This window comes from Paenibacillus aestuarii, from assembly GCF_027789125.1.
GTDB lineage: Bacteria > Bacillota > Bacilli > Paenibacillales > NBRC-103111 > Paenibacillus_E > Paenibacillus_E aestuarii.
The window spans coordinates 45,247-67,723 of the sequence record NZ_JAQFVF010000034.1; the positions used below are offsets into that span (position 1 = coordinate 45,247).

Sequence of the window (22,477 nt, forward strand, 5' to 3'; positions counted from 1 at the left end):
TCCAAAATATATATACTTTTGGGAATTCAGCTAACGGGCAGGAGGATAATTCAATCAAAGCTAGAAATCAACTTAATGAAATTTCTTTAAGTTAGAAGGTGAACTAGATGGAGGGTATTCATCAGCTTATTAGGGAGTTGAGTTGGAACCAGCCTGAAAACATTCAACAAAATGCAGTCGAAAAATTATCAAACTTGAAAGGAAAAGATGTAATTCTTCTTGCTATACAATCAAATGAATTGTGTAGTAAATCATGCTGGGATAACGCTGCGATTGTGTTGGGGAATATTGGTTATCCAAACAATAGAGCTGCATTACCTTACTTAATGGAATTGTTTCAAGACTTAACATGGCCAGGGGTAAGACCGATTATTACTACATTGAAGGATATTAATAAAAAAATATTGATACCATTTATCGAAAATGCATCAGTCAGAGCAATTAATAAACATGATGATTGTTGGGCAAATGGGATAATTTATTTAATAAATGAGCTGGATTTTACTGAAGCGGACTTCAATGATTTACGTTAGTTGGAAACTTAGTAAAAATGGCTGATAGATGAAAGCAAACGTTAGCGGGATAAGCAAATCAAAGAAGAGGCTGCCGGCAATATCGGTGGCCTCGTTAAGCTATTGGGCAGGATTATGTGGTGATTGTATTGAAATAGTATGCATTTCCAATAGGACTTAGGGTAGAAGGGGAGGAAAAGATGTCTGCCGAAGTTGTTAAGTTAATCCCGACTGATCCAGAATATGTTCCAACTGAGAAATGTATTGAAATGATCGATGAATGGATACAACGTTTTCATGCACAAATCATAGTTACCGAAGAGGTGCGGTTCATAGATCAGGGCGCAAATTTTGAGAAAATTATCTGTCCTTTTTGTTTAAGCAACATTGAGATCGAATGGTGGCAAAACCAGATGGATATAGCTTCAGAAAGTTCTTTTCACGAACTCAAAACGATTACCACATGTTGTAACCAGCAAACAACACTAAATGACTTAAATTATATCTGGGAGGCCGGCTTTGCTCGATTTACAATAGAAGTATTGGAATCGTCGAGTGATATTACTAAAGCTGATGTATTGACAATTGGGGAAAAGTTAGAGTGTTCATTGAAGAAAGTAATTGCACATTACTAGGTGAAGCTAACTGGGAACGTTAGTTTAATCATTATATCATCAAGGCAACCGGCCAGACGAATCGGTTGCCTTTTCTCAACTAACTGGCAGATTAACGCAATGTGCAACTATAAATTTGTCCAATTCGTCTTCTTATAAAAGGAGAGCGATGAGATGAATGTGGAGCCCCACAACGATCGCACGTATGGACGTTCTATGTCCAAGCGCCTGGTGGATTTACTGTCGAGGTTCTGTGTTAATTGATTACTATAACGGAGAACGCGAATGAAGACTCAGCAGGCCAACAATGACCGGCAACTGATCCTTACCTAAGTATGATACGAGTCTATCTCGAGGGGGAATACATATGTCATGCTTTATTTGTGTTAAGCATATTGGTATTACCGACCAACCACCTGGTGGATATTTTTATGAAGATGAACATTGGAAAGTCTGTCATTTCCCAGCACAGCAATCCATTTTAGGGCGAATAGTTTTAGAATCGAGGCGCCACTTTCTCGACTTTTCTGAGATGACAGAGGAGGAAGCAGCGTCATATGGGATTTTGATTAAGAAATTGTACTCAGCACTCAAACATGTCACCGGTGCAGAACGAGTGTACTCACTTATTACCATTGATGGTGTTCCACATTTTCATGCACATTTCATTCCCCGAAGGAGTGAGAACACAACAAAAGGGATAGAGTTCATAAAACAAAATTGGTCCTGTAATGAAAAAGATGCTACTGATGTGGTTCAGAAATTACATGCTTTTCTTAACCCGAATTCGGAGAAGAACCGTTCAGCTAATTAAGAAGGTTACTTACAGGATCGGGACAGGCCAAACAACGGAGTATAAGTTAATAGGAAAGGGAGGTATTGGGTGATTAATTTATGATAAATAAAAAAATAATGATGGAAAGTGTTTACAGTCAACTTGCCATTGACTATAACTGTTCGCCAGATGATTTTTTAAAGGACGGATTTATTTTTACTGAAGCAAGCGAAAACAAAGATAGACGACCATTTCCCTGGGTAACTCCTCGTATCGAGATAGTCACATCAGGACGCAGTGTAGTGATAAATGCTTCAAGAGATATTTTACCTTATATCCGCGAACAACTTGAAGGTAAGACGCGTTATGAAGCACTTTGCATGCCGTTTGTTTATGGTATAAGCCCATATTTTCTTTCCGATATTGGGAAAATTAGCCCTATGATTAACCCTGATGGGTTTGAATATGAGATTGTTGAAAGAAGTAGTATTAAAAAGCTTTATGATATTGCTGGCTTTCGCAACGCTTTACAATATGACGAAAATCACCCACGTCCCGATGTATTAGTTACATTGGCTAGATCTAATTGTGAAATTGTCGGTATAGCAGGAGCAAGTGCTGACTGTAAGACAATGTGGCAAATTGGGGTTGATGTATTGCCTCCCTACAGAGGCAAAGGGCTTGCCGTTTCGCTTGTAAATATGCTAACACTCGAAATCTTAAGGCGTGGATATATTCCTTATTACGGTACTGACGGTAGCAATGTGGTGTCACAGCAAGTGGCGGTCAGAGCAGGTTACATTCCTGCATGGGCTCATTGTTACAAAACGAGACTTGACGGGGTATTGATACCACCAGTTTGTTGAATGCTGGGTCTTGGCTGCAAATCCAATAGATATTTACAATAGAGTAACTCCAAACTGTCTTCAGAATAATTTCAAGTTCGGGGATTGCGTTGATCTAACGGGATACTTTAGTTCAAAAATGTAATTAAATTGAACTCTTATTTTCATGCTGTCTTAACGAATTAAGCCTATACTAAAATTAAGACCCCCTTTAAAATATATAACTTAGATCCGCAGCCCGGTGCTGAGGATCATTCGCGACATTACCCAGCGGAAAAAGTCAGAAGAAATGGTCATAAGATCGGAGAAGCTATCGCTCATTGGCGAATTAGCAGCGGGCATCGCTCATGATATTCGCAATCCACTCACGTCGTTAAAAGGATTTGTTCAATTATTAAAGGCGAAAAATACGGAATACATAGATGTTATGATGGAAGAGTTGGAGCATATTAATTACGTAGTGAATGAATTTATGACTCTGGCAAAACCGCACCTAAATCATTTTATTGAATGTAACATACAATCACTCGTGCAGAGTGTAGTACATTTTATGAAGCCTCAAGCGTATCTCTATAACGTTCAAATACTCATAGAAATGGATCAAGACGTGCCGGCAATTCAATGTATACCTGACCAAATCAAACAGGTTTTAATTAATCTTTTAAAAAATGCCATAGAGTCAATGACTCACGGGGGAGTTTTATATGTTACTATTCGAAATGAGCAAAATCAAAGCATCATTGTTAGCATCCAAGATCAGGGGGCGGGAATATCCGAGGAATTGTTATCTCAACTAGGTGCTCCGTTTGTCACTACCAAAACGAATGGAACGGGCCTCGGTCTGATGGTATGCAAACGAATTATTGAATGCCACGGAGGTAAACTATCATTTCAAAGTAAACTGAATCAAGGCACGACTGTGGTAATTGAACTGCCTCTGATGCCAGTAAACAACCCAGATCTATAAGCCCAGATCTTAGATACGCACTAATTTTAGGACTTTCTTAAATTAATTCGTTAGTTGGAGAGGGTATGTCATGAAAGATAGATGCCCTAAAACAATTGCCTGACATTGGACAATCCTGTAGCTTTCTTAAATGCTTCTATAAATGCGTATAAAGCTTCTAAGCGAGAGGAAGTGAAAAGCCATGATTAATATGAAACTGATAACATTAGTGGCAAAGTCATTCATAATCAGTCTGTTTATCTTCGCACTTATTAACTTGATCTTCATCCATCACAAAAGTGCAGTAGATCGGATCATGCTTATCTTCAACGCTGGTTTGATGTGCGGAGCGGCTTGGGGTATGTGGGCATCGTGGGGCCGTAGTCGTGGTCTAGTGATGTTAAATATCTGTATGCTGGTGGTTAACACAATAATGATGGTGGTCAAAATGGTTGGATTTGATAACGTGAAAGCAATGATCTATGGGTAGCGGTATGAGGAAGCCCGTCTATTACGCCGAAACTCCTCCGGACGTTCAAAGCGTTCAAGACGTTTGAAGGTAGATTTGCTGTGGATAGAAGTTGTCCAACTATGAGCAGCCGTGAACTAAGTAATGAACGTGAGTGCCTTGAAATGTACCGGTAGCAGAAAGCAGCGATTCCGCCTGGTCCTGATTTGTAGGTGAACGACTGTTTTTATGCATGGGTGGACATGTATCCAATCGCTGTTACTTAAACAGTAGTATATTGTATGGCAATGTATCTCTGTTGGCGGAAAGAGGTGTACGTTCGTGACATCCCAAATTCGGATAAAGGACGTTCGTAAAATGGTCGGTAAACAAATTATGGCAGTGAAAAGAGACGGAACAAGCGTTTCAGGCAAATTGGTCAGAGTTAGCGGAAACACATTGATTGTAGCTCCACAAAAAGGTAAAAGAGTACAGGTTAAAGCGATCATCCCATTGATATTGTTTGATCTCTTAGCCATCGGAACTGAACCTTTTGCATTCGGTGGTTTTGGCGGGTTCCCGTTTGGCGGCTTCGGTGGTCCAGGATTTTGGTGGTAAAATGAAGGGCTGCACCGAAAGATTTATTTCGGCGCAGCCCTTTTTTTATTGAAGGCGTGCCTGCCCAGATGAGATGGGACAAAAGGTGAAAATGGAATAATAACTTGTGCTTACTTCGCAGAATAAGGGTTCTGCGAAGTGGAATGATTGCGAGCCGTACTGTCTCTAATAATCAATTCGGGTTTCTTCGACCGTTCCGTAGTTAGAGGTTTACTCTCGATGCGTTGGAGCAGCAAATCAACAATTCCGTTGCTCGTCCACGCAATGTCAAAGCTGACGCTTGTCAAATTCGGACGGAGATTGCGGAAAAACTCGGAAGGGCCAAATCCGATGACGGAAACATCTTGCGGCACCCGGTAGTTATGGTCGTAAAAGTAGTTTAATGCGGCGACTGTCGTAATTTCGTTAGAAATCATCAGCGCTGTCGGTTTATGTGTTTGAAATAATTGATGAATTAGGTTATAGCTTTCCTCCATCTGACCGGGAATGGGAACGATCATCTCATCACTAAAAGCCACCCCGTACTCGTCTAAGGCTTTCTTGAACCCCGCAATTCTATCCATGTTAAAAGACATAAGGCCTCCTTTAACTAGCCCGACAATAAAACGGATATCGGTATGGTTCAGGTCGAGCAAGTATTTCGCTGCGATATAGCCTCCTTCAAAATTATCCGAAGTTACATAATAATCTTCTTCCGGTTTGTTGGAATATTTCATGTTAAATACATAGGGAATACCTGCTTCATCAAGAAGAGCAGGCAATGATTCGTTAGCAGACGGGCTTAATATGATAAATCCGTCGGCTACCTGATTTTTAATCACTTCAAAATACGAATGGGCATCGGCGTTGGCTGATGTAATAATCAAAATGTTATAGCCTTCGCTGTGAGCTTTTACCGTCAAAGCTTTAAACAGTGACTGAAAACCGGCGTTGAAACTGAGCTCACTGATATGTTGTGTACTAACCACGAGTCCGAGAATATGGCTTTTACCTGATTTGAACATGCGGGCTGTATTGTTGGGAATATAACCGAGATTTTTAATAGCTTCCAAAACCCGTTGTCGGGTGTGCGGCTTAACGAGATTGGAATCGTTCATGACTCTGGATACGGTGGAGGGTGTTACTTTTGCCTCTAAGGCAACATCATGAATCGTGGGCTTTTTCATTATTGGCCCCTCCTTGAAAGTAAAAAATGACATAAAAATGGTAACGTTATCATTACAGCCATTATAGCAATTTGTTTGCAATCTATGTAGTACAATTTTAAGCAAAGCACAAAGAAATTTTAGGTTGACAGGGCTATAAAATTGAAATATTATAGGCTTGAAAGTGCTTACAACATTGAATTGTGTTAGCAGCTTTTCTTTTTTTTCACTGAATTGGCAACGATGCCAAAGCTCTTAGAAGAAATTCGAAACTAACTAACATCATTTTTTTTAGTAATTAATGGCATCGTTTTCATTTTATTAAAGTCGTTAAAAGGAGGATATTTATGATCGTTGCCATAGGATGCGACCACGCAGGGTATGCGCTTAAAGCTGCAGTTGCGGCACATCTCGAATCGATTGGATGCAAAGTGCTGGATCATGGGTGTTACAGTCCGAATGCCGTTGATTTTCCGGATATCGCCAGGCTGGTATGCGATTCCGTACGTAAGGGCGAGGCTGTGCGTGGAATTATGGTGTGTGGGACAGGGGTAGGTGCCTGTATTGCAGCGAATAAAATTCCTGGTATTCGTGCAGCCGTCTGCCATGATTATCATTCCGCGCACCAAAGCGTCGAGCATGACGATGTTAACGTCATGTGCATAGGAGCACAGATCGTCGGCGCCTGGCTGGCCAAAGATTTGATATCAGCATTTATTACGGCCACATTCAGTGACGAAGAACAATTTCGCCGAAGAGTCGGCAAGCTGGAGCAATTGGAAAAAGAAGCCCAAACAAAAACTGAATAATCAAACTGGAATTTTGACCACATGCAAGCGAATGATATAAAAATCGCAAAGTGGGGGATGATTGTGCAAAGCCTAAGGAATTTCACAAGTAATTCGTCTATTGCGTTCAAGTTGCCTTTTAGCCGGAACGTAAAGCCAAGTACGGCGAACGATGCCGACCGTTTTTTATCTCCAAAGCATACTGGTTTTTATGAGCTCGAAGAGCATTTGAGCAACTCCACGCTAAGACGGGTACTGCAACAGGTTCTGGAGTCGCTAGACGGAAAGGACACAGGTATGGAAGATACACAAAACGCAGTTACTGACTCCATGAGGCTTCAATATCTGCAGCTGGCGCATGCATTGCTGCAAACAACGCAAAACGCTGGCTTGACTCTCCACCACATTTTGGGTAATGACCACGATCCTTATTCGCACATTATTGAACAATCAAAAACCCTCTGCGAATATCGCAGCTACTTGATGAACTTGTGTCAACTCATTGGCAATTATGCTTCCAGTCAGCGCAAAGGCAAAAACCAGCGGACGGTATGTGAAGCAATCACCTACATCGAGAAACATTTCAGTGAAGACTTTGGCCTGGATCAGCTTGCCGAGACGATGCACTGCTCCTCAACTTACCTCAACCGCTTGCTTAAGCAGCATGCCGGAAATACCTTTTACAACTTACTCACGCAAAAGCGAATCGATCATTCCAAGCGGCTCTTATCTTTCAATTATCGGACTGTTAATCAGATTAGCAATGAGGTTGGCTATAATAATGTCCATAGCTTTATTCGTGCCTTTAAACGAAGCGAGGGCATGACTCCAGGACAATATCGGGAGTGTATGGGTATAGGCTTGATTTGAATAAAAAGTGATGCTTTCGGTAACTGGCACTCCGTACGTCTTCGAAAGTTTGAGAATAATCAGTAATAAAATACGGAGTGCCTTGTCATTTTCTTTCGAATTTAGTTTTGCTGCGCAAGTTTTTGAAACATGTCCTTAAACACTTCACTGCGATCGATATCTATTGCTTCTTTATAAAAATGCCGTGTATCGTCGAACGAATATGTGAAATTCGGATTTAGAATGGGAGCCCGTCGGACTGCGGATGGCACCCATTTCTCATTCAAGAGCCAAGCAATGGCTGAGACGTCCCAAAGCACTTTAGACCAGCCCATACGATCTTGACCAAAACGAGTAAACCGCCCTCTGATCAAATCGCTAAAATAAGTCCCCAGTTTATTTTTGTCCCGCAAGCAGGCATCGATTTCATAAGGTGTTGTCAGCAGGTGGGAAGCCACACTGTGACAAGGAAGCACGATAAGAGGCACGCCACTGTCAAATAAGATGCTGGAGGCATGGTAATCTTGCGAAACATTGAAGATTTTTTGAGTTGGCCACCAATAAGAATTGGGTCCAAGCCAGACAACAATGATTTTGTGAATGATCTCCGGGCATTTCACGATCGCCGACGCCACGTTCGTGACAGCGCCAATAGCTGTTACATAGAGGGGATCGGAGCCGTTTGAAAAAGCTAACTCAATGATCTTATCCGCTGCTTCGCTCGGTACGTACTCCTCCCGACTGCTCATGTATTGATTGGAGCCTCGATAAACCGGAGGAGGTGAATCCAAATCCATTAGCTTGTAAATGTTGAAGATTTCATGATAGCTCTTCTCCATGCCTTCTCGCGGACTGGTTGAATTCCAGTTAAAGAAGGGGGCAGCCGTAACCGCCAGCAAATCCAGCTTTGCAGGTGAAAGCAGGGAATAGGCGAGTGCAAATTGATCATCGACTTCGTTAAAAGCGTCGGTGTCCAGAACCATTTTGACTTTGCCTTCAGGATGGGCTAGCCGCTTCAGCATGTCTCCGTCTTCGAGCTTTGGCCATTTCATTTCACTCATAGATTGAATCACTCCATTCGAACGATGTGGTTGCCTTTGAAGCTTATTATAGGCGTCTGGCAAGCAAAGCGGAATGTTCATATATCAAATGACAGTAGAGCATTTAATGTACATGGAGTTAGATAATTGCCCATTTAGATTGATAACTGTGTATATAAACGGCAAACCGGAATGATTACAATAAAGATGTGTCAAGCGGATCCTTAGAAATCGATTTAAATGAGGGCTTTTGAAAAATCGAACGATTCAGGGTGAGGTGATCTGAGTGATAGAAGAAGCAAACATTTCGACTAAGTTAGTTAGAAGGGAGCTCTCCAAAGCTTCAAAAATAGTCCGAATGTGGCACGTACTGATCCGCTATAAGTATTTGTATTTGATGCTGGTCCCAGGCCTGCTATATATTGCAATATTTCATTATGCTCCAATGTTCGGGCTCGTCATTGCCTTCCAGGACTACCAGGTTTTTAAAGGAGTGATGGGCAGTAAATTCAACGGACTGGATAATTTTATTTTCTTATTCCAGTCTCCGCAATTTATTACGGCGGTAAAAAATACGTTTATTATCAGCGCATATAAAGTTGTTATAGGTTTTCCCGTACCTATTTTGCTGGCTTTACTGATTAATGAAGTGCGCTTGACGATGTTTAAGCGATGCGTGCAGACCATTTTATATTTGCCCCACTTCCTGTCATGGATTGTCATGTCGGGGCTGCTAATCAATTTTCTCTCGGAGCAGGGTCCAGTGAATCAGTTGATTAAATTGCTGGGAGGCAAAGCGATCTTCTTCTTCAGCGAGGAGAAGTATTTCAGAAGCATCCTGGTCATTTCGGATATTTGGAAAGAGATGGGCTGGAATGCAATTATATACCTTGCGGCCTTGACGGCAGTTTCATCGGAGTTGTATGAGGCGGCAAAAATGGACGGAGCAACCAGGATGCAATGCATGATGAAAATATCGCTGCCTGGCATTATGCCGATTATTATGATCATGCTGCTGCTCAAAATGGGAAGTATCCTCAATGTAGGGTTCGAACAAGTATTTAACCTCTATAATCCGTTGCTTTACGGTGTCGGAGACATCATAGATACCTATGTGTACAGGATCGGCTTTGTGGATAATAAGTTTCATATTTCAGCTGCCGCAGGCATGTTTAAGTCCATTGTAGCTTGCATAATGGTAGTGACGACCTACTACTTCATGAATAAAGTGGAGGATAACCGATGAAACCATCACAACCGCAATCCGCCGAGCCGCAGAGAAGACGCGTTCGCTTCGACGTAGACAACATCTTTGGAGCCTCTAACATGTTGCTGCTAACGGTCATTACAGTGATTACCCTGGTACCGATTGTGGCCGTCGTGCTAAGCTCGGTCACACCGATGAGCGATGTCATCAAGAATCCCAAAGCATTCATCGTGATACCAAGCAGTCTCACTTTCGATTATTACGCCTGGCTATTTCGTGGAAGCACGGCTATTATTGACGCTTATGTGATAACGATTCTCAGAACGCTGGTTGGCACTGCCTTATGCCTAGCGCTCACGGTTTTGACGGCATATCCGCTATCAAGGCAATATTTGCCGGGACGCGGCCAGGTGATGTCGATATTCTTCTTCACAATGCTGTTCTCAGGCGGCATTATTCCTACCTTCTTGATTGTTAACGGCCTTCATTTGACCAATACCTTCTGGGCATTAATTATTCCAAGTTCATTAAGTGTTTACAATTTGATCATTATGCGATCTTTTTTTCAAGCGATTCCAATTGAGCTTGAGGAGTCGGCCCGGATCGACGGCGCCTCAGAATTAACCACGCTCATCAAGGTCATCCTTCCGGTATCTTTGCCTTCCTTAGCGACAATAAGTTTGTTCTATGCTGTGTTTCATTGGAATGCGTTTTTCGATGCCGTCCTGTATATCACCGACCGGAAGCTGTGGCCATTGCAGTTGATTTTGCGCGAAATTTTGGTCAGGAATGATGTGGCCGATTTGGCACTGGGCGGATCGCTTAATGACGTCATTCCTCCAAGCTCCGTGCTCATTAACGCAACAATCGTAATTGCTGTGCTGCCAATTTTATGCGTATATCCATTCTTGCAGCGATATTTCGTAAAGGGCATGATGATCGGTTCCGTAAAAGGCTAGATCCGGCAATTGCTGCCATAAGGCAGTTTGCAATATGCAACAAAACTAAGGGAGGGTTTGACATGTCAAAAGGCAAAAAGAAAGCGGTATTAGGGATGTCTGCTGTATCCGCCTTACTCCTGTTTTCCGCCTGCAGCAGCACCAGCACGCCATCGTCGTCTCCTACAGCCCAATCTGTGAATCCTACAACATCCACTGATGCAGGGCCAATCAAATTGCTTTATACAAAAGGCGGGTTTGAAAAGGCTCCGGACGGGAATCTGATCAAAGCGGAAATTGAGAAAAGCTCAGGCGTCAAATTTGATATGGTTTCACCGCCTTCAGCCGATTATGCGAAGCAAGTGCCAGTCATTCTAGCATCCAACGACAAGCCGGATATTGCGATGATGGCCACAAATCAAGCAGTGTTTGACTACGCCAAGCAGGGCGCGCTCCTTGACCTGAAGCCATATTTGAGTTTGATGCCTGATGTTGTGAAAAACATTCCGAAAGCGGCTCTGGATTATTTTACTGTAGACGGTAAACTGCTGGCGATCCCGGTCTGGACTAGTCAGCAGCGCTACAACTTTATTGTTCGCGGAGATTGGCTGAAAAAGCTTGGACTGCAGGCTCCGACAACGCTGGATCAACTGCACGATGTACTGAAGGCTTTTGTTGAGAAGGATCCCGACGGCAATGGCGTCAAGGATACTTACGGTATCAGCGGTCTTGGATTTGACTCTCTTGACGCTATTTTTGGAGCGTTTGGCGTCGTCGCCGGCGATGCGCCTTGGGTGAGTGATTCAAAAGTAAATCTGTATTACATAGAACAGAATGGCAAGCTGGTTCCGCAAACCACAAGCCCGGAGGCAAAGGCGGCTTTAACAGTTCTTGCGCAATGGTATAAAGAAGGTTTGATTGATCCGGAAATGTTCACTCAAACCTCAGCTGTGAGAGACGACAAATTTGTGAAAAACCGCTATGGTGTATCGGCGAACTGGTGGACGTGGGAATCTCAACAGGAAGTCAAGATGAAAAAGAACGACCCGAATGTCGAGCTGCTTCGAATCGCCCCGCCGACTGGGCCAGACGGCAAGTCGGGCTTACGAGGCGTCGATCTGGTTGCACGGGGAGCAGTCGTATTGGCTACTACCAAGCATCCGGAAGCTGCGGCAAAGTTCATGAACTATTTCAACACCGACAAGGGTGCGCTTGTCTCCTACACGGGTGTCGAAGGTGTGCATTGGCAGGAAAAGGATGGAAAAATAACTACATTGCCGCAATTTGACCAAGACAGTAAATGGATTCAGTGGTATTCCTTGTTTGAGAATGAAGCGCCGCTCCTGAAGGTGGAGACGTATTTAGCCCAATCCCGCCGGGATGCGCTGCAATGGAAAACGATCAAAAATGCGGCAGACGGTATGCTCACCCAGTCTGAAATCAAATATTCCAACGACCTGCGGGCATTGAAAGCTGACTGGTATTCGCGATTCGTAACCGGCAAAACTTCGCTCACTGAATGGGATAAGTTCGTAGATGAATTCAATAAACGTGGTGGCCAAGAGTGGACCGACGAAGTTAACAAAATTTATCAGCAGAAGAAAGCCGGCAAGTAGTTCACGCTTGAGAAGCGAGAGCTAGCATGCCAGCTCTTCTAAGGAGCGCAAACCATGAGCATGTCACAGGAGGTTAAGTCTCGGTACCAGCAACAAAGAATATATACAGGAGAAGCGACGGAGGCTGCATTTCTACTGGGTGGGATCGGTACTGGCAATGTGTCTCTCGGCAGTCGCGGTGAGTTGAAGGATTGGGAAATCTTTAATCATCCGAATAAAGGGTACAATTTGCCGAATTCTTACTTTGCGATATGGGCGAAAGAAGAGGGGAAATCGTCTACAGCAAAGATTTTGCAGTCACAGTTTCATCCGCCTCACAGCCGCTCGCAAGGCTATTCGCCATATATGGGTGGCGGGCTTCCGCGGATGCAAGCTGCACGCATGAGCGGCGAGTACCCGATTGTGCGGATAGCATTTGAGGATACCGAGCTGCCTGTGGAGGTGGCACTGGAAGCATACACGCCTTTTATTCCGCTTAATGCCGGGGATTCCGGACTTCCTGCAGCCATTATGGTTTATCGCGTGAAGAATGTTTCGCCAAGGCCCGTGGAAGTGACCATTGCCGGTTCCATGATCAATCCCATAGGTGGTATCGGGTATAACGCTTACGGCGGAATGGAGCTATCCAAGACGGGACACAACGTCAATGAATTTAAGCATCACAATGAGATGAGCGGACTTTTCCTGCATTCGGAGAAATACGCCAATACGGATTTAGCCTATGGGGATATTTCCCTTGTTACGACAAATCGTAATGTGACGTGCAAGAAGGATTGGCATCGTGGTAAACATTTTGATTATGTCCAGGATTTTTGGAATGATTTCTCAACCGATGGCCGATTGACCGATCTCGGTTATACGACGCCCTCAGAGGATCATCGTACGGATACCGGTTCTTTGGGCGCCTATGAAACGATTGAACCTGGTGAAACGAAGGAGTTCCGGTTTATTTTAGCTTGGTACTTTCCTAATCGGATTAACGGATGGAGCGAGCAGTTCCGTGTAAAAGAACAGGGCCGGGAGATTACACAAAATTACTATGCCCATGTATTTGACAGCTCCTGGTCGGTCGCAGCCTATATATTGAATCATAACGAACGGTTAGAAAAACAAACGTACCAATTTCATGATGCGTTGTTTGCCAGCACGCTGCCCAGTTACGTTCTGGATGCGATATCTGCTAATCTTACCGTTCTACGAAGCACCACATGCTTTTGGCTTAAGGATGGCAAATTTTATGGTTTTGAGGGAAGCTTGGATCGCGTTGGCAGCTGTGAAGGAACGTGCACGCATGTTTGGAGTTACGCGCAATCCATAGCGTTCCTGTTTCCGGAATTGGAGCGGAGCATGAGGCGGACGGAGTTTCTGTCTGAGGTACACGCAGACGGTAAGATGAACTACCGCGCGATGCACGTATTCGATACGGACTTCATTTGGCCGGGCAATGTCACACCGCCAGGGGCCGCAGATGGACAAATGGGCTCAATTATGCGCGTATTCCGGGAATGGAGGTTAAGCGGAGACGATGCGTTTTTGAAAGAATTATGGCCTGCCGTGCAGAAGACGCTTCAGTATGGGCTTACGCATTGGGATCTGGATGGAGACCTTGTATTTGATGGGGAGCAGCATAATACGTATGATATTGATTTCCAAGGACCCAATCCGTTAACGGGCATTTTATTCCTTGGGGCGCTGCGGGCGGCACAGGAAATGGCGAACTACCTGGGAGAAACGGACAAAGCAAAGGGATATCGAGAAATTTACGAGAAAAGCGCCCAGAGACTAGATGACTTAATGTGGAACGGGGAGTACTATGTCCAGCGTTTGGCAGATGTGGATCAGTACCTGCATCAATTGGGTTTGGGATGCTTATCGGATCAAATGCTCGGACAGCAGTACGCTCATTTGTACGGTCTTGGATATTTACTGCCTCATGAAAAAGTGAAAAGCTCAATTAAGGCTGTATATACCTACAACTTTAAAGAAAACTTTTTCCAGCATGTCAGTTGTCAGCGTGTATATGCGCTGAATGATGAACAAGGGCTGCTGCTATGCTCCTGGCCACAAGGCGGTCGTCCGCGCTTTCCGTTAGTGTATTCCGACGAAGTCTGGACGGGAATCGAGTATCAGGTGGCGACTCACCTCATCTACGAAGGATTTATCGAAGAAGGCCTGCAGCTGGTGAAAGCTGTCCGTGACCGATATGACGGCATTCGGAGGAATCCCTGGAACGAAGTGGAGTGCGGGAATCATTACGTACGATCGATGTCCAGCTGGGGGCTGCTCATTTCCCTCAGTGGCTTTAAGTTCAATATGGCTGAAGATTGTATCGAATTTGAGCCCGTTATCCATCAAGAAGACTTTACTGCTTTCTGGAGTACCGGCAAGGCGTGGGGAACCTACTCCCAATGGCGCGATGAGGGAGGAGAACGTCAGGTGAGCGTAGATGTGCTTTACGGAAATGCTGCCTGTTTAAAAGTAAAAGCCTGCGGAAAGATATTTTCACTTTAAATTCAACAAAATGGCATCGATTTCATTTTCATATAACCATTTGGAGGAGAGATCAAGCATGAGCGAAAAAGCAAATTTAAAGGATAAGTTTTACGGCTGTATAGCAGGTGTACATATCGGTTCCGCTATGGGCGCACCGGTAGAAGGATGGGATTTCGAGCGAACTGAATCCACATACGGGATGTTGGATAAGTTGGTATCTTATGAGCATTTCAATAACGGGTGGGTGCGCGAGGCCGGAACGACGGAGGATGGAGTAGAACGGCAAAAACTAATGATTTCAGCCATTATGGAGAAGCAAGACCGCGTTACCGCCGAAGACGTCCGCAGAATGTGGATTTCGAAAATTAAGCCTGAATCTGCGGGCATGATTTCAGAACCATTCGAAGCGATTTTGTTAGCAATGGCCAAAAGCGGTATTCCTGCCAGGGATATCGGGAAATATTGCGATTATTCCGGACTCAACAGCTTTTCCCGTTCGTGTCATCCGATTGGTTTAATTAACGCTGGTGACGTGCAAGGGGCCATGAATGATGTGAATGAAGTTGGACAATTGTACCAAACCACAAACGGCCGAGGGCTGAAATGGGCCATGGTTACGGCCGTCGCTATCGCTTCCGGGACAAAACCTAACGCTACTGTAGACAGTGTACTCGGAGCCATCTACGATAACTGCGACCCAGATATGGTCGTTAAAGAAATTGACCGCGAGCTCAAGCGTACGGCGCACATTCAAGATTTTCGCGAGTTCAGAAAAACTTTATTTGAATCTTACAATATTCGAGGCATTCCTTATGAAGTGAGCTACGCGAATGAAGTAGTGACGAAAGCCGTTTGCATTTTTAGAATGTATAAAGCAAATATCAAGGAAGTTATGATCGCAGCTGTCAATATGGGGCGGGATACCGATTGCGTGACTGCGGTAGCCGCTGGCATTTCCGGGGCGTTAACCGGAACGGCGTCGCTCCCCGAGGAATGGATTCAACAAACGGACTACGCCACAACCCTACATGTCGTGACTAATTCACAGCGCACGATCAAGGAGCATGCGGAAGGGTTGTACCAAGCCTATCAATCGAGACTGAAGAAATTGAAAGCTTATTCTGAAATGATGAGCGCCATCTAATCAATATTTCGAATAATACGAAGAAGAGGAGCGAATGACAATGAGTGGAATCGTTAGTTTAAAGGATAAATTTTACGGGTGTATCGCTGGAACTCATGTTGGAGCGGCTATGGGAGCGCCTGTTCAGGGTTGGAGCCATCGGGAGATCGAAGAGACATACGGTACTCTGGATCGGCTGCTGGCGTATGAGCGCAATCATAACGGCTGGCTGCGCGAGCCGGGGACGACGGAGGAAGGCGTGGAAAGGCAGAAGTTGCTGATCACGGCCATTGTCGAAAAACAGGATAGAGTGAATGCCGAAGACTTGCGTTCGATATGGGTGAGGGACCTGAAACAAGATTGGGCTAACAAGCTCGCCGAGCCTTTCGACGCGACCTTGCTGGCTCTTGCTAGAAGCGGGATTCCGGCACGAGATATCGGAAGATACAGCGATTATGCCGGATTGAATACCTTTGCCGGTTACTGTCATCCTATTGGACTGATTAATGCAGGGGATGTGAAGAGTGCTATTCACGACGCTTTTGAATTGGCGCAGCTCTATCAAATTTCCAAAAGTTACGCGGTGAGATGGTCCGGGGTCACAGCTGCAGCGATCGCTTCCGCGACTAAGCCTGGAGCAACCATCGACAACGTGATCGCTGATATTTACAGATACTGCGATTATTCCGATTTGGTACATAAAATTGACGGGTCAAAATACTCCTATCTTCGTGACAATGTTATCGATGAATTGGATGCAGGTTTGAAGCGTACGGCGCAATGTCAAGATTACCGCGAGCTGGCGCAGGCCTTTGACAAAGTTTATCATGGCTGCGGGGTTCCTTATGGCATGAGCTATGCTAATGAAGCGCTCACGAAGGCGATCTGCATTGTCAGAATGGTGAAGGGCAACGTACATGAGGCCATTCTTGCTGCGGTTAATTTGGGCCGGGATGCGGATTGCGTTGCCGCTCTTGCCGGGGGCATTGCCGGAGCTCTGACCGGCTCGGCTTCATTGCCGGAGCATTACATTCAGCAGGTGGATCGTGCTACCGGATTAAATGAAGTCAGCAGTTCGCAAAAAACGATCCGGGAGCAAGCCGACGGGCTGTATCAAGCATTCCGGGTCAGGTTACAGAAGGTGAACAGCTTTGTTGAAGAAATGCTTGCGTAGCTGTAATTCGCATTTTGAAGGAAGGGGATACTGTGACCAGATTAAAAATTGGGATTATCGGACTTGGCGAGGTCGCCCAAATTATTCATTTACCCGTCTTGGAGGGCTTGTCAGACCGTTTTGAAATCAATGCGGTTTGCGATATTTCTCCCATAGTGCTGGATACACTCGGTAACAGATATCAGGTGCCTAACCGCTACGAGGATGCATTTGAATTAACTCAGCAGCCTGACCTGGATGCGGTTCTGATATGCAACAGCGATGAATATCATGCGGATTGCGCTGTCTCTGCCGCTCGCAACAAGAAGCACGTATTGCTTGAAAAGCCGATGTGTCTGACTTTGCGGGAAGCCGATGAAATCATTCAAGCGCGGAATGAAACGGGAGTCAAAGTCATGATCGGGTATATGAGAAGGTATGCGCCGGCGTTTGTGCGTGCTGTTGAAGAAGTCAAACAGTTGAATAAAATCAATTATGCGCGGGTTCGGGACATTATCGGACATAATCATTTGTTTATCGAACAATCCAGTCACGTCCTCCGTTCTGTGGATATTTCGGAAGCCAACAAAAAGGACCGTTCCGACAGGGCGAGAAAGTTAGTTCGTGAAGCGATCGGCGATGTACCTGCGGATTTAGCCTCGGCTTACCGCTTGTTATGCGGCTTGGGGAGCCACGATCTGTCTGCAATGAGAGAAATCATTGGATTTCCGAACCGGGTCATTGCGGCGTCACAATGGAATCAAGGCAGATTCATCAATGCTATCTTGGAATATGACGATTTCCGGGTCATCTATGAAACCGGCATCGACAATATTCGGCGATTTGATGCGCATATTGAGGTGATCGGGGACAATCGCTCATTGAAGGTGCAGTTCAATACACCATATATGCGTCATCTTCCAACGACGCTTGAGGTGAAAGAAACGGTCGGCGAAGCGTATCACGAGAGACAGATCCGTTCCACATTCAAGGATTCGTATACGTGTCAACTTGAATATTTCTACGATGTGATCGTGAATAATAGGACACCCAAAACGACGCCTGAGGATGCCAAAGAAGACCTGAAATTGTTCCAGATGCTGATCAAGGCGATGAAAGAATATGAGCAATAGCAAATGAATTTGACACAGAGAGCCTGGGCGGAAAGTCCCCCGATTCAGGCTTACTTATGAACCTAATTCCCTCAGACTCATGGTTTGAGGGAATTTTTTTGTCTAGAATAATGTCGGGTGACAAGAACATAGTAACATTAAATGCCGCATAAATTGCGGTTATTTTGTTTTATGTTATCAAGTTCTTGTCAAAACGAATTGACAAGAACTTGATAACATTCCCGATGGGTGACAAGAACTTGGTAACAATCCCGACATTACTCGCTGAACAGCGTTTTAATTGAGGTAACAAAGAAGAACATTAACACAATAACCAGGGGACCACTTGCTTCGTGGCAGCTGCTATCTGGTTTCCTTTGCATAAGCACTACAGGCAAAGCGCGGAAAGCCGTGGATAAAGTGGTGCTCATCCGAATGGATGGAATCGATGGATTGGTTGATAAAATATCCCAGCTACTAAGAAGGAGATTTTCAGACGAGTCAGGCACTGGAGCAGTTGAATACAGTTTATGATGATTTTATGTTAACTTCATAATATTAAACAGAAGAAAAGGTTAGTTCCTGGGTTCGTGCAACCCAGCGGCTGCCCTTTTACTATTTGCTCTTTGACCCTGCTAGAAGCCGTCTCCTAATCTCGCTGGTTGTCTTTGTAATATGGTAAAACTGAATATAGTAATGTAAAAATGCGTATATTGAGCGGAAAATCATTCCCCACCTATAATGAAACATGCAGAAAGCAGTTTCTCAAAATATTACAGGACAATAAGGGAGTTGATAACATGCAGAAGCAAGGGACTGCATTCAATACGAGCTGCTTGCAAGCAGCCATTAATCTATTGCGATGAAGTGGAGATTGCACATAGCCAAACCTACTTGAATATTCAAAAAATATGCTTCGAGGATCGAATTGACGTCTGCGTCCCTGAGCGGATTAAATTCAGAGAATCAGTTATCGTACCGAGGCTGATCATACAGCCCGTGATTGAAAATGCTTATAAATATTGCATTTAGCAATAAACATTCAGGCGGAAAGCTTGTCATTCATGTAAACGAAGATGGGAAGAATGGACTTGGACTTATCTGAGCTGACACAAAGAATAGAGATCTATAGGAACCAATTAGTCGATATGTATCTAGCAGGAGACTCGCTAACTAGTGAAACAATCGTCAGTTTAAGCCAAAAGTTAGATGGTTTGCTTAATTTGTACACAGAACTAATAAAGATTTTATAAAGATTTTTAATGTTCCATCCAGACGGATTCGTTGGGCTGGATTGACGAGGAAGAATCCAGGAGGTAAGTTTTGTCGAAGCATTAAATTAAATAACCCGCCTGGCGGCCGGCCAAAAAACCATCATTCTAAAAATGAATGATGGTTTTTCATTTTTATAAATGAGATGCGAGGGAGCGCATTGCCGGCTAAGACTGAGACAGTATAAATAAATTCTCTCTCCCACCCCAAGGTGGGGGCTGTTTGATATTCATTTTTTTCTTGATAGCTAGTTTTTCGCATACTTTATTTCTATACGACAGAGCTGTATTCGTTGAAGGACCTGAATCAATCATTCTATTGTATCATCTGCTTAATGTCCAAGACTCGCTATTGGTGGTTGGGCTCTAGCCTTCCCAACCAGGATTTCCACCTGCTAAACTTCACAACCTAGGCTTGGTCGCACCGAAAGTTGAATAAATAAGAAAAAGGCAGTACGAATGGTCACATTCGTACTGCCTTCCTGCGTAGTAGTGTACATACGCTTACTTTTGGTAATTCTGTTCATTACACACTTGTTTAGGGTGTGTAATAGACGTTCATTTCGGCTGCTGACGCATAACCTCCAACTCCTGCTGTAGCCTCCAATTTCACATATGAAGCAGTCGTTGGTGCAAAAGTGGCTGTTTTTACAAGCCCATCATTTGCCCAACTACCACTCGTTACTTTTGTAAAGTTCACGCCATCGGTACTTGTGTAGACATTATAAGCCGTGATGATGCCATTGCTACCCCAGTCTTGTCTTGGTAAGTATTCAAGTGCACTTACATTATAGCTACCGCCCAGATTCAGTGTAATCGACTGCGGCAGCGGATTAGATAAATCCCATTTCGTATGCCACAGCGTTGACGCATTATTATCAATAGCGTTTGTTGCTTCATTTCCCGTTTGATAGCTAGTTGCAGTTGCTGTCATTTTCGAATGTGGGACGACAAAAGGCAAAGCAGAGTTCGCAACAGCCTGCATTTTGTAATAGACGTTCAATTCTGATGCGGATGCCCAGCCGCCATCCCCTGCTGTCGCTTCCAACTTCACGTAAGAAGCATTCGTCAGGGCGAAATTGGCTGTTTTAACGGTCGCATCATCTGCCCACGTACCACTCGTTACCAAAGTAAAGTTTGCGCAATCGTTGCTTGTGTAGACATTATAAGCCGTGATGTTGCCGTGGTTGCTACCGTCCTGTCTAGGCAAGTATTTAAGTGCATTGATATTGTAGTTACCACCCAGATTCAATGTAATCGATTGTGGCAGCGGATTAGATAAATCCCATTTCGTATGCCAAATCGTACTTGAATTTCCATCGAGAACGTTAGCTGCTACATTGTTTGCACCTGCGGTTTCCTGACTTGTTGCCGTTGCGCTCATTAGGGATTGTGCAATAGTCTGCGGCTGACCTTTATCATCTGTTAAATTCCAGATTGGCAACGCAGGCTGAGGAAGACCGAGAGCGTTAACTGCGTTAAGTGCCATTGCAGAATACTTTAATCCCCAGTGACTAAAGAACCCTAGCAGATTCTCGCCAGCTGTTTGGGAAGCTGTTACGACAAAAGTATCTATCTTAGCCTGATCTGTCGTAGGCAATGCTGAAGATGCCATTGCGCGATAAGCAGTATGAAGCCTTGTATAGAAATCCCAACCATAGGCGTTTTTAAGCTGATAGAACATAACGAGTCGTGACCATACATCAATTTGTGTATCGTCATTAAAGTTTTTAGTCGGACTTGTACTATTCACAAATGCTAGTGCAGGCGTATATGTGCCGTTCGCTAGGTAAGATGGGTTTCCGTATTCAAGCTGAACATGTAGCGAGTGTAGGTTTGTGGTAACCTCTACAACCTGTGACCATTCCCAAGGATTCTGTTGATAGTTGTGCCCAAGCTCATGCCAGAAACCCCAGCCATCGTGCTGGATGGCATTGATGTCCACGATTTGCTTGGAAGTATCACCTTGATAGTACATGATTGGGTATCCGGAATGCATCCAGCCGGCGCTAATTTGAATGTCCGCCACATAACGGAATTGACGATTAATACCCAGATTCGGTCTCGGTTGGTCTGGGGATATACCGACTAAGGCATCATAACTGTTGATGATTTCATCCCATTTGGCCATGAGCGCACTTGGGCTATCCAATGTAAGGATATCGGAAGTAGGAACAGTTAAGATCACTCGGTTGCTTTGCAGTTCAGCCCACGGAACCTGGTAGTTTCTGATTGTGTTTTTCCAGTCCGTATCAGTCGTTTGACCCAACACGAAATAAGGTGCTTTAACAGCTCCGCTGATAGATACATCCACCTTAGTACTCGGTTTAGACTTCGTAGGGATTAAATAAATCAACCCGCCGAATGGACTGACGATGTTGTTGATTCCTGGTAGCAGAGTCTGCCTTCCAACAACAACCGGTGGTCGGTTCCATGTGTCAAGACCCACTAGATTGTCGGTATGAGAGCCGATCTGTACATCCAAGCTATCAGTACCTAAAGGAACGTTCACGGTAATTACACTTCCTGCTGGTGCGTAAAGCCCAGTACTTACCCATGTGCCTGGAGGTGAATCCATACGGAGATAACTCAAGTCAAGATAGTCGAAATTCACTGTTACCACTTGATTAGCCAGTCTTGGCGCGCTGTCGGGCACTACGCCGGGGAATTGATCTGCGTAGGGCGATTTCACGTTAGTTGGATCAAGTGTTACATTGCTGAACTGAGCGATCTGGTTGGCAGTCAGGTTCGCTTTTACAATCGGGAGTGAGTAAGTTGCAGCTACCCCAGTTGTAGTAGCTGTGCTACTACTAGCAGCTTTTGTTTCGGAGACTGGTATGAACATAATTGTGGACGCGAATAAGGTTACAATAAGAAGCAAGTATAAAGCCTTGATGTCTCGCTTAATAATAAACATGGTTGTCACTCCTTAGTAGTAAATTTAAACAATTCTCAACGACATGACACTAAACACAAAAGAAAAT

20 protein-coding genes are annotated in these 22,477 nt (G+C 44.4%); 17 read left to right on the top strand and 3 right to left on the bottom strand.

The features are described 5' to 3' along the window. The first annotated feature begins 107 nt into the window (after positions 1–107). The 7 genes from O9139_RS16930 to O9139_RS16960 all read left to right on the top strand — a co-directional run bounded on the left by O9139_RS16930 (position 108) and on the right by O9139_RS16960 (position 4,758). Complete coding sequence (locus O9139_RS16930; protein WP_270880650.1) at positions 108–533, top strand: hypothetical protein; 426 nt, start codon at positions 108–110, stop codon at positions 531–533. A gap of 179 nt (positions 534–712) precedes the next feature. Beyond that, positions 713–1,147: a hypothetical protein gene (locus tag O9139_RS16935; RefSeq protein WP_270880651.1), complete on the top strand. Its 435-nt coding sequence runs from the start codon at positions 713–715 to the stop codon at positions 1,145–1,147. Between the two features lie 346 nt (positions 1,148–1,493). After that, positions 1,494–1,940, top strand: a complete 447-nt coding sequence (locus O9139_RS16940; protein WP_270880652.1) for an HIT family protein — start codon at positions 1,494–1,496, stop codon at positions 1,938–1,940. 80 nt (positions 1,941–2,020) lie between these two features. Continuing rightward, on the top strand, positions 2,021–2,767 hold the full coding sequence (locus O9139_RS16945) for a GNAT family N-acetyltransferase (protein WP_270880653.1): 747 nt from the start codon (positions 2,021–2,023) through the stop codon (positions 2,765–2,767). A gap of 220 nt (positions 2,768–2,987) precedes the next feature. Then, positions 2,988–3,713 carry an ATP-binding protein gene (locus tag O9139_RS16950; RefSeq protein ID WP_270880654.1) on the top strand — a complete coding sequence of 242 codons (726 nt, stop codon included), beginning with the start codon at positions 2,988–2,990 and terminating at the stop codon, positions 3,711–3,713. A 181-nt stretch (positions 3,714–3,894) separates the two neighbouring features. Further along, the gene (locus O9139_RS16955; RefSeq protein WP_270880655.1) at positions 3,895–4,182 is read left to right on the top strand and encodes a hypothetical protein; all 288 of its coding nucleotides are present in this window, start codon (positions 3,895–3,897) and stop codon (positions 4,180–4,182) included. A gap of 300 nt (positions 4,183–4,482) precedes the next feature. After that, a complete protein-coding gene (locus O9139_RS16960; protein ID WP_270880656.1) occupies positions 4,483–4,758 on the top strand; it encodes a hypothetical protein in 276 nt (91 codons plus the stop codon). Positions 4,759–4,868: 110 nt separating this feature from the next. Here O9139_RS16960 and O9139_RS16965 read toward each other — a convergent pair whose 3' ends face one another. After that, the gene (locus O9139_RS16965) at positions 4,869–5,924 is read right to left on the bottom strand and encodes a LacI family DNA-binding transcriptional regulator (protein WP_270880657.1); all 1,056 of its coding nucleotides are present in this window, start codon (positions 5,922–5,924) and stop codon (positions 4,869–4,871) included. A 326-nt stretch (positions 5,925–6,250) separates the two neighbouring features. Between O9139_RS16965 and rpiB the strand changes: the two genes are divergently transcribed. Further along, positions 6,251–6,712: a ribose 5-phosphate isomerase B gene (gene rpiB / locus O9139_RS16970; RefSeq protein WP_270880658.1), complete on the top strand. Its 462-nt coding sequence runs from the start codon at positions 6,251–6,253 to the stop codon at positions 6,710–6,712. Between the two features lie 21 nt (positions 6,713–6,733). Beyond that, positions 6,734–7,561 (top strand): helix-turn-helix transcriptional regulator, encoded by an 828-nt coding sequence (locus O9139_RS16975; RefSeq protein ID WP_270880659.1) that lies wholly within the window; start codon positions 6,734–6,736, stop codon positions 7,559–7,561. A 101-nt stretch (positions 7,562–7,662) separates the two neighbouring features. On the opposite strand, the gene O9139_RS16980 is transcribed toward O9139_RS16975, so the two are convergent. Continuing rightward, complete coding sequence (locus tag O9139_RS16980; protein ID WP_270880660.1) at positions 7,663–8,601, bottom strand: nucleoside hydrolase; 939 nt, start codon at positions 8,599–8,601, stop codon at positions 7,663–7,665. Positions 8,602–8,866: 265 nt separating this feature from the next. Here O9139_RS16980 and O9139_RS16985 point away from each other — a divergent pair, with 265 nt between their 5' ends. The 8 genes from O9139_RS16985 (at position 8,867) to O9139_RS33360 (ending at position 19,475) form a co-directional block, all read left to right on the top strand. Next, on the top strand, positions 8,867–9,826 hold the full coding sequence (locus O9139_RS16985) for an ABC transporter permease (RefSeq protein ID WP_270880661.1): 960 nt from the start codon (positions 8,867–8,869) through the stop codon (positions 9,824–9,826). Beyond that, entirely contained in the window at positions 9,823–10,746 is a 924-nt protein-coding gene (locus tag O9139_RS16990) for a carbohydrate ABC transporter permease (RefSeq protein WP_270880662.1), read from the top strand. Before O9139_RS16985 ends, O9139_RS16990 begins: the two co-directional genes overlap by 4 nt. 62 nt (positions 10,747–10,808) lie before the next feature. Beyond that, positions 10,809–12,341, top strand: coding sequence for an extracellular solute-binding protein (locus O9139_RS16995; protein WP_270880663.1), 1,533 nt, complete (start codon positions 10,809–10,811; stop codon positions 12,339–12,341). A 54-nt stretch (positions 12,342–12,395) separates the two neighbouring features. Beyond that, complete coding sequence (locus O9139_RS17000; RefSeq protein WP_270880664.1) at positions 12,396–14,852, top strand: GH116 family glycosyl-hydrolase; 2,457 nt, start codon at positions 12,396–12,398, stop codon at positions 14,850–14,852. A 58-nt stretch (positions 14,853–14,910) separates the two neighbouring features. Continuing rightward, entirely contained in the window at positions 14,911–15,978 is a 1,068-nt protein-coding gene (locus O9139_RS17005) for an ADP-ribosylglycohydrolase family protein (RefSeq protein ID WP_270880665.1), read from the top strand. 40 nt (positions 15,979–16,018) lie between these two features. Then, entirely contained in the window at positions 16,019–17,131 is a 1,113-nt protein-coding gene (locus O9139_RS17010; RefSeq protein ID WP_270880666.1) for an ADP-ribosylglycohydrolase family protein, read from the top strand. A gap of 32 nt (positions 17,132–17,163) precedes the next feature. Next, a complete protein-coding gene (locus tag O9139_RS17015; protein ID WP_270880667.1) occupies positions 17,164–18,243 on the top strand; it encodes a Gfo/Idh/MocA family protein in 1,080 nt (359 codons plus the stop codon). Between the two features lie 1,064 nt (positions 18,244–19,307). After that, positions 19,308–19,475: a Spo0E family sporulation regulatory protein-aspartic acid phosphatase gene (locus O9139_RS33360; RefSeq protein WP_408638366.1), complete on the top strand. Its 168-nt coding sequence runs from the start codon at positions 19,308–19,310 to the stop codon at positions 19,473–19,475. A gap of 556 nt (positions 19,476–20,031) precedes the next feature. On the opposite strand, the gene O9139_RS17020 is transcribed toward O9139_RS33360, so the two are convergent. Then, a complete protein-coding gene (locus O9139_RS17020) occupies positions 20,032–22,410 on the bottom strand; it encodes a M60 family metallopeptidase (protein WP_270880668.1) in 2,379 nt (792 codons plus the stop codon). Positions 22,411–22,477: the final 67 nt, after the last annotated feature.

Coding starts and splice junctions, on each gene's coding strand:
- O9139_RS33360 (WP_408638366.1), top strand. CDS start 19,308: ATGGACTTGGACTTATCTGAGCTGACACAAAGAATAGAGATCTATAGG.
- O9139_RS16945 (WP_270880653.1), top strand. CDS start 2,021: ATGATAAATAAAAAAATAATGATGGAAAGTGTTTACAGTCAACTTGCC.
- O9139_RS16975 (WP_270880659.1), top strand. CDS start 6,734: ATGCAAGCGAATGATATAAAAATCGCAAAGTGGGGGATGATTGTGCAA.
- O9139_RS17005 (WP_270880665.1), top strand. CDS start 14,911: ATGAGCGAAAAAGCAAATTTAAAGGATAAGTTTTACGGCTGTATAGCA.
- rpiB (WP_270880658.1), top strand. CDS start 6,251: ATGATCGTTGCCATAGGATGCGACCACGCAGGGTATGCGCTTAAAGCT.
- O9139_RS17020 (WP_270880668.1), bottom strand. CDS start 22,410: ATGTTTATTATTAAGCGAGACATCAAGGCTTTATACTTGCTTCTTATT.
- O9139_RS16930 (WP_270880650.1), top strand. CDS start 108: ATGGAGGGTATTCATCAGCTTATTAGGGAGTTGAGTTGGAACCAGCCT.
- O9139_RS16980 (WP_270880660.1), bottom strand. CDS start 8,601: ATGAGTGAAATGAAATGGCCAAAGCTCGAAGACGGAGACATGCTGAAG.
- O9139_RS16990 (WP_270880662.1), top strand. CDS start 9,823: ATGAAACCATCACAACCGCAATCCGCCGAGCCGCAGAGAAGACGCGTT.
- O9139_RS16935 (WP_270880651.1), top strand. CDS start 713: ATGTCTGCCGAAGTTGTTAAGTTAATCCCGACTGATCCAGAATATGTT.
- O9139_RS16965 (WP_270880657.1), bottom strand. CDS start 5,924: ATGAAAAAGCCCACGATTCATGATGTTGCCTTAGAGGCAAAAGTAACA.
- O9139_RS17000 (WP_270880664.1), top strand. CDS start 12,396: ATGAGCATGTCACAGGAGGTTAAGTCTCGGTACCAGCAACAAAGAATA.
- O9139_RS16995 (WP_270880663.1), top strand. CDS start 10,809: ATGTCAAAAGGCAAAAAGAAAGCGGTATTAGGGATGTCTGCTGTATCC.
- O9139_RS17010 (WP_270880666.1), top strand. CDS start 16,019: ATGAGTGGAATCGTTAGTTTAAAGGATAAATTTTACGGGTGTATCGCT.
- O9139_RS16955 (WP_270880655.1), top strand. CDS start 3,895: ATGATTAATATGAAACTGATAACATTAGTGGCAAAGTCATTCATAATC.
- O9139_RS16940 (WP_270880652.1), top strand. CDS start 1,494: ATGTCATGCTTTATTTGTGTTAAGCATATTGGTATTACCGACCAACCA.